Source organism: Arthrobacter sp. N199823, assembly GCF_002929705.1.
Classification (GTDB): Bacteria; Actinomycetota; Actinomycetes; order Actinomycetales; family Micrococcaceae; genus Specibacter.
The window spans coordinates 171,694-184,948 of record NZ_PJIN01000005.1 but is presented as its reverse complement, the minus strand read 5'-3'; the positions used below and the strand labels follow the sequence as shown (position 1 = coordinate 184,948).

Below are 13,255 nucleotides of genomic sequence, written 5' to 3'. Positions count from 1 at the left end.
TTGCTTAGTGTGCGCTATTAGATCTTGATGAACAGATACTGAACAGACAAGAGTGGTGGTGAACGAACCGCTCACAATGTAGTGAGGAGATTCTTGTGCAGTTCCACCACCACGGATATGTTTCCGGTGACCCGCGCATTCAAGCAGTGGCCGGGACCGGCATTGACCGTCCCGAGAAGCTTCCCGACGAGGTGGATGTGCTCATTGTTGGATCGGGCCCGGCGGGCATGCTGACCGCGGCGCAGCTTTCTGCGTTCCCGGGTATCACCACGAGGATCGTGGAGCGCCGGGATGGTCGGCTCGCGATCGGTCAGGCTGACGGAATCCAAGCCCGCAGCGTTGAAACTTTTCAGGCATTCGGCTTCGCGGAACGGATTGTTGCAGAGGCCTACCGGATCACCGAGATGGCGTTTTGGCAGCCCGATCCGCAGGACCCCACCTGCATTGTCCGCAGCGGCCGCGCCGTCGACGACACCACGGGTATCAGTGAGTTCAAGCACCTCATTGTCAACCAAGCGCGGGTATTGGATTACTTTACCGAGTTCATGGCCAACTCACCCACACGCATGAGTCCAGACTATGGCTGGGACTTCCAGACACTAGAGGTCGACGACGAGCAGGACTACCCCGTCAAGGTCACCCTCATGCGCAGTATGGGCCCAGAGGAGGGTACCTTACGTACTATCCGCGCCAAGTACGTTGTTGGCTCCGACGGCGCTCGAAGCAAGGTCCGCGCGTCGATTGGCTGCACCATGACAGGGGACCAAGCCAATCACGCATGGGGTGTCATGGATGTGTTGGTCTCCACGGACTTCCCTGACATTCGGCTCAAGTGCGCCATTCAGTCGCACGATGGCGGCTCCATTCTGCACATCCCCCGCGAGGGTGGACACCTCTGCCGCATGTACATCGACCTAGGAGTGGTGACCGAGGGGGACCACGGCGCCGTGCGCACAACCAGCATGGAAGCGATCATTGCCAAGGCCAACGCGATCCTGCATCCCTATACCCTCGAGGTGCGTAACGTGGCCTGGCACAGTGTTTACGAGGTTGGTCACCGGCTGACTGACCGCTTCGACGACGTTGTTCCTGAGCAGATAGGATCCCGGTCTCCGCGCGTCTTCATTACCGGCGATGCCTGCCACACGCACAGTGCCAAGGCTGGCCAGGGCATGAACGTTTCCATGCAGGACGGCTTCAATATCGGCTGGAAGCTGGCCCACGTATTGGAAGGGCGTAGCCCGGAGAAGCTGTTGTCCACCTACTCGGCAGAGCGTCAAGTGGTTGCGAAAAACCTCATCGATTTCGACAAGGAATGGTCCTCGATGATGGCCAAGAAGCCGGAGGAGTTTGACCACCCGACGGACTTGGAAGACTTCTATGTGCGCACCGCCGAGTTCCCGGCAGGATTTATGACCGAATATGCCGAGTCGATGCTCACGGCAGGACCCAAATACCAAAAGTTGGCCGAAGGATTCCCCCTAGGAAAGCGTTTCAAATCGGCGTTGGTGTCCCGAGTCTGCGACACTAATCCAGTCCATCTAGGGCATCAGGCAACGGCCGATGGTCGGTGGCGGATCTACGTCTTCGCAGACCCGTCACCGGCTGGTGCACCATCGCCCCTGGCCGATTTTGCGCAGTGGCTTTCTGCCGCGCCGGAATCGCCCCTCACGGCAACACCAAAGGGGCTCGACGTCGATGCCTGGTTCGACGTGAAGGCCATCTACCAGCAGAAGCACGAGGACATCGACATCAATGCTGTCCCGGCAGTCTTCAAGCCGCTGGTTGGCCCGTTTGCGCTCACCGACTACGAGTTGGTCTACGGGACCGTTCCCGGCAATGACATCTTCGACGTGCGCGGACTTAGCCGCGACGGCGTGGTTGTGGTGGTCCGCCCGGACCAGTACGTGGCCAATGTTCTGCCGCTGACCGCCACGGCGGAACTTGGAGACTTCTTCGTGAAAATCCTGAAGACGCGGTAACTGCCCTTCGTCGGTACTGGTACATATCAGTACGGATTTTCAGTGGCTTGCAGTGAGGCCGGTGTCAGCGTACCGGGCGTACCGGGCGGCGAGGGCTTCGCTGCCCCGGGCTAGCATGGCGACGTCCGCGCCGACCAAGATGAAATCAACGCCTGCGTCCAGGTAGCGGCGGGCTGTTGCCTCCGCAAAGGCGTTGACGCCCACGGGCTTGCCAGCCGCCTTGGCGACCTTGATGCAATGCTCGACGGCGGCCACCACGTCCGGATGATCCTGCTGACCCAGCACACCCATGGATGCGGCCAGATCCGAGGGGCCGATGAAGACGGCGTCGATCCCCTCAACGGCGAGAATTTCTTTTACGTTGTCCACAGCCTGAGTTGATTCAATCTGGACGATCACGGTGATGGTTTCGCTGGCCCGGGCCAGATAGTCCGGAATGCGGTTCCAGCGTGCGGAGCGGGCCAGTGCCGAGCCCACGCCGCGGACGCCGAGCGGAGGGTAGTGGGCGGCGGACACCGCGGCAGCAGCGTCGTCGGCCGTGTTGACCATGGGGATCAGCAGGGACTGCACGCCCAGATCCAGATACTGCTTGATGAGTACAGTGTCATTGGCAGGCGGGCGCACAACAGCTGTTACCGGGTATCCATTGACGGCTTGAAGTTGCGCCAGAATCCCCTCGAGCCCGTTGGGGCTGTGCTCGGCGTCGATCAGCAGCCAGTCCAGGGAAGCCCCCGCGCAGATCTCCGCCACCAGCGGGCTGCCCGAGCAAACCCACATGCCGGCCAATGGGCGTTCGGTTGCTGCCAGGGCGTCCTTGAATGATGGCTCCGGTGTTAGGCGAAGTGACATGTGATGGTGCCCAGCTTTCCGTAGTCGGCAAAAACCGTGTCCCCTTCATTGACCCACATGGGGCGTGTGAAGGAGCCGGCGAGGATGAGCTCGCCAGCCTTGAGCGTATCCCCGTGCGGGGCGATCTTGTTGGCCAGCCAGGACACGCCCTGGGCCGGATGGTTCAACACGCCTGCGGCAACGCCTGTCTCCTCGATGGTTTGGTTCTTGTACAGCAGGGCCGAGACCCAGCGCAGGTCCAGAGCATCAGGTTTAACCGGCGTCCCGCCCACCACCATGGCACCCAAGGCGGCGTTGTCGCTGATGGTGTCTACGATGGTCCGGCCTTCCATCTCGATCCGTGAATCGAGAATTTCCAGGGCCGGCACCACGTACTCGGTAGCTCGGAGAACGTCGAAGATGGTGGCGTCCGGGCCGCTGATGTCCTCCTTGAGCAGGAACGCCAGCTCCACCTCGATACGCGGGTGCGAGTATTGCTTCCACTGAACCGTTGAGCCGTTTTCCAGGATCATGTCCTTGAAAATGATGCCGAAGTCCGGTTCCGTGATGCCCGTGGCATACTGCATGGCCTTGGACGTCAGCCCAATTTTGTGCCCGCCCAGGACGCGGCCTGCAGCCTCGCCGCGTTGCCGCCACAAGTCCTGGACCCGGTAAGAGTCCTCAACCGTCATCTCCGGATAGCGTGCCGTCAGCCGCGGCATCGGCATCCGGGTGCGTCCAGCCTCAACTAGTTCATCGGCAATGAGTGCAATGGTGTCATCGTCAAGCATGGTGTGTCTCCTAACTATCGACGGGCTTGCGCCAAGTGCCAAATGTCTCTCACGGCGAAGGCGGTCCGCGCCGGTTCTCGGTATTTGCGGTCTAGAGCTGGTTGCCCATTTTGAACCCGATCTCTTCTGCCGGTTCACCGTTGATAGCATCGCCCTGAGCCCGGGTGTAGGAGAAGCCGTCGGCGCCAACGGTGACCATCATTTCGGACGCTTGTGTCCGCTCAACAACGGGCTGAGGATTGCCGTCCAGATCTAGGACCAGTGAGGCCTCGGTGTACCAGGAGGGGACTACCGGATTGCCCCACCAGTCGCGGCGTTGGTTGTCGTGAACGTCCCAGGTGATGGTGGGGTTGTCCGGGTCGCCGGTGTAGTAGTCCTGCGTGTAGATCTCGACACGGTGATCATCCGGATCCAGGATGTAGAGGTAGAAGGCGTTGGACACGCCGTGGCGGCCGGGACCGCGCTCAATCCGATCCGAGATACGCAGGGCACCCATCTTGTCGCAGATTTGGATGATGTTGTGCTTCTCATGGGTGGCGAAGGCCATGTGGTGCATGCGTGGACCGTCACCTCCGGTCAGGGCCGTGTCATGGACGGTCTGCTTGCGGTGCAACCAGGCAGCATAAGTGACCCCGTCGGAGTCCTTGATGTCTTCGGAGACGCGGAAGCCCAGGTCCTCCAGGTATTTGCGGCCCTTCGGGACATCGGGGGTGACCTGATTGAAATGGTCTAGGCGGACCAGTTCGCCAGGGCAGTAGAGATCATAGCGCTGGGTCAGACGCTCCACATGCTCAGTTTCGTAGAAGAACTCGTAGGGGAAACCCAACGGGTCCTCAACGCGGACGGCGTCGCCGATGCCGGTGACGAAGCCGTTCTCCCGGCGTTCGGTGCGGCACCCGAGTAGCTTGTAGTAGACCTCGGCTGCGTCCACTTCAGCCGGGGACCTCACCCGATAGGCCAGGGCCGCGACGGCTGCAATCGGGCCCTCGCGGAGCACCAGATTGTGGTGGATGAATTCCTCCAAGGAGCGTAAATAGATGGTTCTTTCGTCTTCCTGCGTGACGTGCAGGCCCAGGACGTTGACATAGAATTCACGGGATTTGGACAGGTCGGTGACGATCAACTCCACATACGCACAGCGGACAATGTCCGGGGCGGCAACGGTGGGGGTGGGGATAAAATCAGTCATGGGGCGGACTCCTCGTTGAGTAAGGGTTGTTGGGTACGCTGCTCAGTACGTGGCGGCAGCACCAAATTTAGGAGTCTGGACGGTGCCGAGCGTGATGTGCACAGCTTGTTGGTCCGTGTAGAAATCGATCGAACGGAAGCCACCCTCGTGGCCCAGTCCGGATGCCTTGACACCGCCAAACGGGGTGCGCAAATCACGGACATTATGGCTATTCAGCCACACCATGCCAGCTTCAACGTTCTGGGCAAAGTTGTGTGCCCGGGTGAGGTTCTGCGTCCAAATGTATGCGGCAAGTCCGTACTTGACGCCGTTCGCCAAAGCCAGCGCCTCGTCGTCGTTCTTAAACGGCGTGATGGCAACGACGGGCCCGAAGATTTCCTCCTGGAAGATCCGCGCATCAGGGGCCACATCGACAAAGACTGTCGGGGCAACATAGTTACCGGTCTCCAGGCCCGCGGGGCGGCCGCCACCAGCGAGCAGGCGGCCCTCGGTCTTGCCGATTTCCACGTACGACATAACCTTGTTGTAATGTTCCGGGTGCACCAGCGCACCTACCTCGGTCTTCGGGTCATGCGGATCACCTACCACGATGTTCTTGGCGCGCGCGGCAAACTTTTCACAGAATTCGTCATAGCTGCTTCGCTCCACCAAAATGCGTGAGCCGGCTGTACAGCGCTCGCCGTTGAGCGAGAAGACACCGAACAGGGCCGAGTCGATCGCGGCGTCCAGGTCAGCGTCGGCGAACACCACACACGGGCTCTTGCCGCCCAGCTCCATGGACAGGCCCTTCAATCCCGTTGCAGCGTTGCGGAAGATGGTCTGGCCCGTAGTGGTCTCGCCCGTGAAGGAGATCAGCGGCACGTCTGGGTGCTTGACCAGGGCGTCCCCGGCCTCTTCTCCGAGCCCGTTGACCAGGTTGAAGACCCCTTGTGGCAGCCCGGCTTCCTCAAAGATTCCGGCCCAGAGTGAGGCAGAGAGCGGGGTGAACTCCGCCGGCTTAAGCACCACCGTGCACCCGGACGCGATCGCCGGGGCCAGCTTCCAAGACTCCAGCATAAACGGTGTGTTCCACGGCGTGATGAGCCCGGCGACGCCGATCGGTTTGCGATTCACGTAATTGATCTGGGCGCCAGGGACCTTCATGGCATCGTCAAACTGCGCCACGATGAGATCGGCGAAGAAGCGAAAGTTCTCCGCTGCCCGCAACGCCTGGCCGTGGGCCTGGGTGATGGGTAGCCCGGAGTCGAAGGTCTCCAGCTCGGCCAAGCGAGCTTCTTGAGATTCGACGGCGTCGGCGATCCTGTTCAAGATGCGGGCGCGTTCCCGCGGCTTCATGCGAGGCCATGGGCCCTCGTTGAAGGCTTTGGCGGCGGAGGCCACGGCGAGATCGACGTCCGCCTTTTGTCCGGCGGCGGCCGTGGCGTAGTTGGCATTAGAGACAGGGGCCAGCACGTCGAAAGTCTCCCCGCCCACGGAGTCTACACATTTGCCGTCAATGTAGTGCTGGATACGAGTGGGAAGGTTGTCCGGAAAGTAGCGCTCAGCCATTGCGGAAAGTCCTCTTCTGTGGTCAATTCTTAGTGTTTAGTAATGGGGGATGGGATGCGTGGTGGCCCACTGAATAAATTTTTCCTTCCAGATTGCGTTCATCGGGTAAAGACCCTCAACGCTGTGACCTTCGGCGACCATTTGGGCGATGTATCTTTCCTCGTACTCCTGGTGGATGGCAGAGTCGGCAACTTCCTCCGCCAGGGATGGAGGGATGACAATGACGCCGTCCGAGTCACCGACAATGATGTCGCCGGGCTGGACTGTGGCGCCACCGCAGGAGATGGTCAGGTCCGTATCCCAGGGAATGTGTTTGCGGCCCAAAACGGCCGGATGCGCACCGGCGAAAAAGGTGGGCATCTCCAGCGCCGCAACGGCGGCAAGATCGCGTACGCCACCGTCGGTGATGATGGCAGCGGCTCCCTTGATCTGCGCGCGCAGAGCCAGAATGTCCCCGACGGTGCCGGTTCCGGGCTCACCGCGGGCCTCCATGACTAATACCTCTCCCTCATTGAGCGTATTGATGATGCGTTTTTGGGCGTTGTAGCCGCCGCCATGGGTCTTGAAAAGGTCCTCGCGGTTGGGGACGAAGCGCAAGGTGCGGGCCGTACCGGCGATCCGCAGTTCCGGGCGAGTGGACTTGAGCCCGTCAATGCTGACGTTGTTCAAACCACGCTGGCGCAACTGGGCGCTGAGTGTGGCCGTGCCAACGTTGGTCAGCTTGCGCCGGAGTTCCGGGCTCAGACCTGCTGGTGTCAGGCCGGCCGCTTCGGCTGACCCCCACGCGTCGACGCGGTCGGCGTCGGTGGCCTTGGGGACGTTCCCAAAGTCCGCGAACTCTGTGGTGCCCTGAACGACGGCGGTGCGCAGCCGGCCCGTAGAGAGCCCGGTGTTGGGAGAGTCCACCTCGACTTCGATGACATCGCCGGGGACGGCAACCGAGGAGCCAGCCGGGGTGCCAGTGAGGATGATGTCGCCCGCTTCCAGCGTCATGAGCTGGGACAAGTCCGCCACAATCTGGGTGAATGCGAAGAGCAGGCCAGAGGTGGTGTCGTTCTGGACGAGCTCACCATTAACCCAACTGCGCACCCGAAGCTCGGCTGGGTCTAGCTCAGAAGCTCTCACGAGGGCGGGGCCGAAAGGAGTGAAGCCATCGCCGGACTTGGACCGGACGTTGGATCCGTTATCGGCGTATTTGAGGTCGTACACGCCCAGATCGTTGCTGGCCGTGACGTATCCAACGTGGGACCAGGCGTTGTCCGGACTGATCCGGCGGGCATCGGTTCCGATGACCAAGGCGATCTCACCCTCGTAGGCGAGCAGTTCACAGCCCGCAGGGCGCTCGATCGCGGAGCCACTCAGGCTCAATGACGAGGAGGCCTTGAGGAAATAGGACGGCTTGGCAGTGCTGCGCCCGCGCTGTTCGGCCCTGGACCGGTAGGCCAGATGCACGGCAATGACCTTGCCAGCCTGCTTCAGTGTTGCTGGCGTGACTTGTTCCACGGAACACTCCTAAGTTGCTCTGGTGACGGGCAGTGTGCGGCGGCGGCAACCACACATGGTGGGTACCGACGTTGTACATCTTCGAGACTACTCAGTGGAAGCCAAAGCTGGCAGGGGCTTGTCAAAGATATTGGCGCCGTTCTCCTGCGTCACGGCCTCCGCCTAGCCTGCAGTGCTAACCTCCAGAAAGAGAACGTGCGGCGGGAGGCCCCATGACAGCAGCACGGAAATCCGATTGGTGGGATAGATTCTTCTACGTCGCCATCATCTTCAAGGGCCTCGACGGTGTGCTGGAATTGATCGGCGGAACGCTGCTGCTTTTTGTTGCCCCGGACAAGATCAAGCAGCTGGCCATCCTCATCACCCAGCCGGAACTGACAGATGACCCCAACGACTTCATCGCCAACCACATCCTGCAGGGGACTGCCGGGCTGACCGACCATGTGGTGCTCTTCGGTGCCATCTACCTGCTGGCCCACGGCATCGTGAAGGTTGTCCTCGTCGCCGCCCTACTGCGCCAGAAACTGTGGGCCTACCCGTGGATGATCGCCGTCCTGATCATCTTCATCCTGTACCAGTTCTACCAACTCAGCGTCACGCCGTCGGCCGGACTGGTGGCGCTGACGGTGTTCGATATCCTGATTGTGGTGCTCACTTGGCACGAATACCGCCGGCACCGTGCGCGAAGGATAGGAACGGCATGAAGATTCTCATTGTTGGAGCGGGCGCCACGGGCGGCTATTTTGGTGCCCGGCTGGCCGATGCCGGGCGGGACGTGACGTTCCTGGTCCGCGAGCAGCGCGCAGCGTTCCTGAAGCAGCGCGGCCTGCGGATTGCCGGGCTGGAGCGGGAGCTGCGGATCGAGCCAAAGGTGCTCACGGCAGGGGAACTGGGTGAGAGGTACGACGTCGTTCTTCTCACCGTGAAGGCTGCCGGACTTCAAAGCGCACTTGCCGACATTGCCCCGGCGGTGGGTCCAGACACGTTGATTGTGCCGTTCCTGAACGGGATGGTGCACATGGATGCGCTGGCTGAGGCATTCGGGGCTGAGAGGGTGATCGGATCCGTGGCGCACCTCGTGGGTACCATCAACGGCGAAGGCGACATTGAGTTGCTCAGCTCCATGGCGAGCTGGACTGTTGGTGAGCAGAGGTGTGAGAAGTTCAGTGAGAAGGCCGGTGGTCAGGACGTTGCTCTGTCGCCGCGCGTGCAGGCTTTGGTGGCCGAAATTTCAGTACCGGGTTTCACGGTGGTGCCCGTGCCGGATGCGCGGATCGCGCTGTGGAAGAAATGGGTATTCATTGTCACCGCCGGGGTCATCACGTGCCTGATGCGCGGTCCCGTGGGTGCCATTGCTGGCGCACCGGGCGGGAAAGAGTTTGTGGCGGAGGTATCGGCTGAGGCTGCTGCCGTGGCCGCCGCGGCTGGATTCGCGTTGTCCGAAGCAGAAAATGCGGAACGGATCGCGTTTCTGACACAGGAGGGCTCGGCGTTCACCTCATCGCTGTACCGCGACGTCACGGCCGGGCTGCCGAACGAGGGCGAGCACATTGTGGGTGACTTTGCCCGCCGAGCCGCCGAGCTCGGGGTGGCCACACCGCTGATCGACCTAGCCCTGTTGCAACTGCGTGTCCACGGGATCGGTCCAGGCGCCGCCGGGCACTAAATCGCCTTCCGACGCCGCATCAGCGATTGGGGAGATTTGGCGATCGCCGCATCAGCAATTGGGGTGTTTTGGCGAGCTCTCCCTCAACGCGAGTTAGCCGCCTCAGCGATCATCTCGTCAAGGCGCTCGAGCACGGGAGAGAGCCCAATGCGGACGGATTGTGGAACCACCAAGACAGTTCCTTGTTCCACCAGTCCGGCGGTGGCCAGATCGGTGAGCGAACGGGTCACTCGGTACGCCCGCCAGTCGCTGAGATCAAAGGGGTGGCTTGACTCCGCCGACTCAAACGGGATGGCGATGTTGGGCGCGCTGGATGCGGCGGCTGCCAACAACCGGGCGACTGCGGCGTCGGCGGATGCGGCGGGATCGGCGTCGTCATACGGGATGGCCTCGTCGTAGAACAGGCAATAGGCCAGCTGAGCCGTCGGCTGCAAGGCCAATGCAGGTGCACGCAGGAATGCCCGTCCCGCCCTAGTCGGCTCAACCTTCTTCCCGCTGAGCCGGATCAAATTCGTGTCAATCAAGGCGTGCCAGTACTGCATCAGGCGGGGCACATGTGCCATCGATGTGACCGTGCGTGCCGGTTCTTGGCCGTCGGATGGCAACTGAACGCTTGCACTTCCAAGGGCGTCGACCTCAACGCACGCGGCGGCAGCAGCAATGTCTTTGCGGCGCAGCAATCCTGTGGCGGTCAGCTCCCGCCCATCACCGATCCACTCCAGAAGGGCTGCGGTCCAAAGGACATAGGGGCGAACCGCACGGTCTGCTCCCGCCGCCGCCGGGTCCGATCCGTCATGGTAAACATACAATGCCAATTCTTGGCTGGATGGGGCAAAGATTTTCTCGTCAGTGAGACTCAGCAACGCCACTAAATCGTTGCGGGGCCCGGTCCAAGCTTGCGTTGTCATCAGGAATTTGAGGTAGGAATTCAGGGCCAGGGAAACACTGACCCGCATTTCGGGGTGGAAGCGCCCGGCATCCTCAAGGATTTGGCCGGTGAGCTTGACGTCCAGTTTTGTGGGGTCCGGGGAGGAGACGCTTGCGGTGTAATTCTTGAAATAGTTCATCAGCAGGCTGGCTAGTCTGGGGATCTCCTCAGTTGGCACGCCAGCCGCCGCCATCCAGTCTTTGAAGGCGGGAACCAGCCTGTCCATCGGTGCTGGCAGCCGCCCCGCCTTAGCACGTTGTGCAACAGCCTCGCTGAATGAACTGACATTGCTCGCGGTGGCACCTTCCGCGGCTACAGCCGTCGCGGGGTTGCCGAAACGGGTCCTTTTGGCTTTGCTGGACTTCTTGGCCACAGAATTCCTTGCGGTCAGCGGTTGGGTACCTTAACCGTAGCCTTTCGCTGCGGGAGGGTTTGCCGAAAGTGCCCATTTGCTGATGGAGCGTTGGGTTTGAAGAACGACGGCGGCATGCACCTTGCGCTGGAAGTCGCCTGCCGCCGTCGTGCTTGGGAAAGGGGCTTGGAAGGAAAAGCTCAGTCCGACTCTGGCAGATTCCGCGCGGTTGACTCCGCGCCGGGACCCACTGCCTGAACCGGCACATCGTCGCTGAGCATGTCAACCACGTCGGCGCGGTAGGCGGGCGGGACTTCAATGAATTCGCCCACAGTGACCAGGCCTTCATCGGCCCAATGGGCAATGTTTCCCGCGATGGCCAGCAGATCCGGGTGGACCGAATCGGGATCGGCCAACGCCTGGATCAACGGCGCAGATTCGGGCGGGTCAATGGAGGAGCACTGGGTCAGCCAATCGGTCATTTCCAGCTGCCAGTACTCGAGTTGCTCGCCTTCTTCGCCATCGTCGGAACCGGCAAGTGTCACAGTGAAAACGAACAGACCCATGAGTTCACGCATGGTCTCGATGACGTCGTCGTCGGCCTCCGGATCGAGGGCAGGCTTGGTGACGTGAACCTGTGATCCGGTGAAGGTAATGAGCCCCGTGACATCCAACATTTCCAAGTAGAGCGCCAGCCGGGCGGCCTGACGATCCTCGGCAGTGGAGAGCTTGGCGGCATCGCTGAGCAAACCCAAGCCACTGTGGACCAGCGTTGCCGCGGCGCCCGTCGCATCAGTGGGCGTGTTGAATTCGTCCACATCTTTGCCCTCGCCAATCCAGGCCAACAAAGCCATGGTGTTCTGCCACAAAGGGGTCAGTGCCACGGTGCCAAGGATTTCTTCGGACGTCATTTCCGGGACAAAAACGTCGGCGAATTCGTAGTCCTCGGCGGCCCAATCACTCTCTGCGGGGTCTACGCCCGTGCGGGCGAGCTCGCTTTGCACCGCTTCCAGGTCCTCGGCAGTGCCAGTCCAGAGCTTGGCCTGAGTCAAATAATCAACGTAGTCGCGCACGCCGGCGCGCAATGTTAATACTCCCAGCGGGTTTGCATGACTGGTGACCTCCATGACTTCCTGCACAGCGTCCGGGACCAGATGTGTGGGGTCGGTGTGAGGCTCCAGCATGCGGTACATGTCAAAGAAATCGTCCAGGATGGCCAGACTCATATCAATCGATTTGTCCGGGCGGCTCTGGGATTCCAGCCACGCGACAAAACCCGGCGACAGCGACTCCATGGCCCGGTCCAAGCGAGCCTCGAGGGACGGCCGGTTGGCGGACCGAGTGGCGGCGTCTGCGCTGGCTTTGGCAGGGTTGCCGAATCGGGACTTCTTGGTCTTCTTGGCCACAGGGTTCCTTGCGGTCGGCGTGATGGGACCCCTTAACCGTAACTGTATTCACCCAAAGCGCCACGGTCCCACTCAGCGATGCTAGTTGGTGAATTCGGTGAGCACGATCTTGCCGTTGCCGTGGCCGGACATGCTCGCTTCGAAGGCTTGGGCGGCCTCCTGCAGTGGGAATGTTTGGGCCACATCAACGCTGAGGGTGCCGTCTTGAACCAGGGTGCTCAACCGTTCCAATTCACCTGCATCGGGGCGGACCCACACGTATGTACCGCCGTGGCCCATGACAGACCAATCAGCGATGGAGGCGTGCCGCCCGCCAGCTTTTAGCAATGCCAGGGTTTCTTCCACAACGTCGCCAATAAAGTCAGCCACGGCATCGACGCCCTCCGGAGCCACTGCCTGCACACGCTCCACCAAACCAGGACCGTAGGTGAGCGGTTCGGCGCCGAGTTCGCGCAGGCGTTGGTGGTTTTTCGGGGAGGCGGTGGCGATGACCCGCAGCCCGCCGTTGACGGCAAGTTGGATGGCCGTGCGGCCCACGCTTCCGGACCCATTATGAATCAACAGGGTCTGCCCGGCAGCGACCCCGAGAGTATCAAGGGTGCGCTGGGCCGTCATGCCCGTGAGAGGGAGTGCGGCCGCTTGCTCCCACGACAGCGATGCTGGCTTGTGGGCAACGATGGCGGCCGGCAGGGCTACGAGCTCGGCAAAGGTTCCGCCATGGACGGTATCACGACGGCCGTAGGAGTAGACCTCGTCACCAGCCTTGAACTCGGGGGTGTCAAATCCCACGGCTTCCACCACCCCGGCCACATCCCAACCCGGAATGACAGGAAAGTTGGTGTCCATGAGCGCATCCAGACCACCAGACATGATCTTCCAATCCACTGGATTGACCCCGGCGGCCTTGACCCGAATCAGCACGGCGCCAGGGGAGACCTTGGGCGTTGGCTGCTGCGTTTCTTCCAGGACCTCCGTGCCGCCGTATTGTGCGTACGTCATTGCTTTCATGGTTGAACTCATGATGCCTTGTCCCTTCGTAGTGTGTGTCCAGCTCTGGCTGTG

The 13,255-nt window shown here is 61.3% G+C and carries 11 protein-coding genes; 3 read left to right on the top strand and 8 right to left on the bottom strand.

Features of this window, described 5'->3' with window-relative positions; genetic code table 11:
• The first annotated feature begins 95 nt into the window (after positions 1 to 95).
• Entirely contained in the window at positions 96 to 1,982 is a 1,887-nt protein-coding gene (locus tag CXQ93_RS12855; protein ID WP_104110829.1) for an FAD-binding monooxygenase, read from the top strand.
• Between the two features lie 39 nt (positions 1,983 to 2,021).
• Here the strand turns inward: CXQ93_RS12855 and CXQ93_RS12850 are convergent, their stop codons facing one another.
• The 5 genes from CXQ93_RS12850 to CXQ93_RS12830 form a co-directional block, all read right to left on the bottom strand.
• Complete coding sequence (locus CXQ93_RS12850) at positions 2,022 to 2,831, bottom strand: HpcH/HpaI aldolase/citrate lyase family protein (protein ID WP_181036151.1); 810 nt, start codon at positions 2,829 to 2,831, stop codon at positions 2,022 to 2,024.
• Positions 2,816 to 3,601 (bottom strand): 2-oxo-hept-4-ene-1,7-dioate hydratase, encoded by a 786-nt coding sequence (hpaH, locus tag CXQ93_RS12845; protein ID WP_104110828.1) that lies wholly within the window; start codon positions 3,599 to 3,601, stop codon positions 2,816 to 2,818. The genes CXQ93_RS12850 and hpaH overlap by 16 nt, the downstream gene beginning before the upstream one ends.
• 91 nt (positions 3,602 to 3,692) lie before the next feature.
• Complete coding sequence (gene hpaD, locus CXQ93_RS12840; protein ID WP_104110827.1) at positions 3,693 to 4,790, bottom strand: 3,4-dihydroxyphenylacetate 2,3-dioxygenase; 1,098 nt, start codon at positions 4,788 to 4,790, stop codon at positions 3,693 to 3,695.
• Positions 4,791 to 4,832: 42 nt separating this feature from the next.
• Complete coding sequence (gene hpaE, locus CXQ93_RS12835; RefSeq protein ID WP_104110826.1) at positions 4,833 to 6,338, bottom strand: 5-carboxymethyl-2-hydroxymuconate semialdehyde dehydrogenase; 1,506 nt, start codon at positions 6,336 to 6,338, stop codon at positions 4,833 to 4,835.
• 36 nt (positions 6,339 to 6,374) lie between these two features.
• Positions 6,375 to 7,841 carry a fumarylacetoacetate hydrolase family protein gene (locus tag CXQ93_RS12830; RefSeq protein ID WP_104110825.1) on the bottom strand — a complete coding sequence of 489 codons (1,467 nt, stop codon included), beginning with the start codon at positions 7,839 to 7,841 and terminating at the stop codon, positions 6,375 to 6,377.
• Positions 7,842 to 8,053: 212 nt separating this feature from the next.
• On the opposite strand from CXQ93_RS12830, the gene CXQ93_RS12825 reads away from it, so the two are divergent.
• Both CXQ93_RS12825 and CXQ93_RS12820 read left to right on the top strand, forming a co-directional pair.
• Positions 8,054 to 8,545 (top strand): DUF2127 domain-containing protein, encoded by a 492-nt coding sequence (locus CXQ93_RS12825; protein WP_104110824.1) that lies wholly within the window; start codon positions 8,054 to 8,056, stop codon positions 8,543 to 8,545.
• A complete protein-coding gene (locus tag CXQ93_RS12820) occupies positions 8,542 to 9,507 on the top strand; it encodes a 2-dehydropantoate 2-reductase (protein WP_104110823.1) in 966 nt (321 codons plus the stop codon). Before CXQ93_RS12825 ends, CXQ93_RS12820 begins: the two co-directional genes overlap by 4 nt.
• Positions 9,508 to 9,590: 83 nt before the next feature.
• Here CXQ93_RS12820 and CXQ93_RS12815 read toward each other — a convergent pair whose 3' ends face one another.
• The 3 genes from CXQ93_RS12815 to CXQ93_RS12805 form a co-directional block, all read right to left on the bottom strand.
• Positions 9,591 to 10,808, bottom strand: a complete 1,218-nt coding sequence (locus CXQ93_RS12815; protein WP_104110822.1) for a hypothetical protein — start codon at positions 10,806 to 10,808, stop codon at positions 9,591 to 9,593.
• Positions 10,809 to 10,987: 179 nt separating this feature from the next.
• Positions 10,988 to 12,193 (bottom strand): hypothetical protein, encoded by a 1,206-nt coding sequence (locus CXQ93_RS12810; RefSeq protein ID WP_104110821.1) that lies wholly within the window; start codon positions 12,191 to 12,193, stop codon positions 10,988 to 10,990.
• Between the two features lie 81 nt (positions 12,194 to 12,274).
• On the bottom strand, positions 12,275 to 13,201 hold the full coding sequence (locus CXQ93_RS12805) for an NADP-dependent oxidoreductase (protein ID WP_104110820.1): 927 nt from the start codon (positions 13,199 to 13,201) through the stop codon (positions 12,275 to 12,277).
• Between the last annotated feature and the right edge of the window lie 54 nt (positions 13,202 to 13,255).

Bases quoted from the DNA above. Each gene is read 5' to 3' on its own strand.
- hpaH (WP_104110828.1), bottom strand. From the start codon at position 3,601: ATGCTTGACGATGACACCATTGCACTCATTGCCGATGAACTAGTTGAG.
- CXQ93_RS12805 (WP_104110820.1), bottom strand. From the start codon at position 13,201: ATGAAAGCAATGACGTACGCACAATACGGCGGCACGGAGGTCCTGGAA.
- CXQ93_RS12820 (WP_104110823.1), top strand. From the start codon at position 8,542: ATGAAGATTCTCATTGTTGGAGCGGGCGCCACGGGCGGCTATTTTGGT.
- hpaE (WP_104110826.1), bottom strand. From the start codon at position 6,338: ATGGCTGAGCGCTACTTTCCGGACAACCTTCCCACTCGTATCCAGCAC.
- CXQ93_RS12825 (WP_104110824.1), top strand. From the start codon at position 8,054: ATGACAGCAGCACGGAAATCCGATTGGTGGGATAGATTCTTCTACGTC.
- hpaD (WP_104110827.1), bottom strand. From the start codon at position 4,790: ATGACTGATTTTATCCCCACCCCCACCGTTGCCGCCCCGGACATTGTC.
- CXQ93_RS12850 (WP_181036151.1), bottom strand. From the start codon at position 2,831: ATGTCACTTCGCCTAACACCGGAGCCATCATTCAAGGACGCCCTGGCA.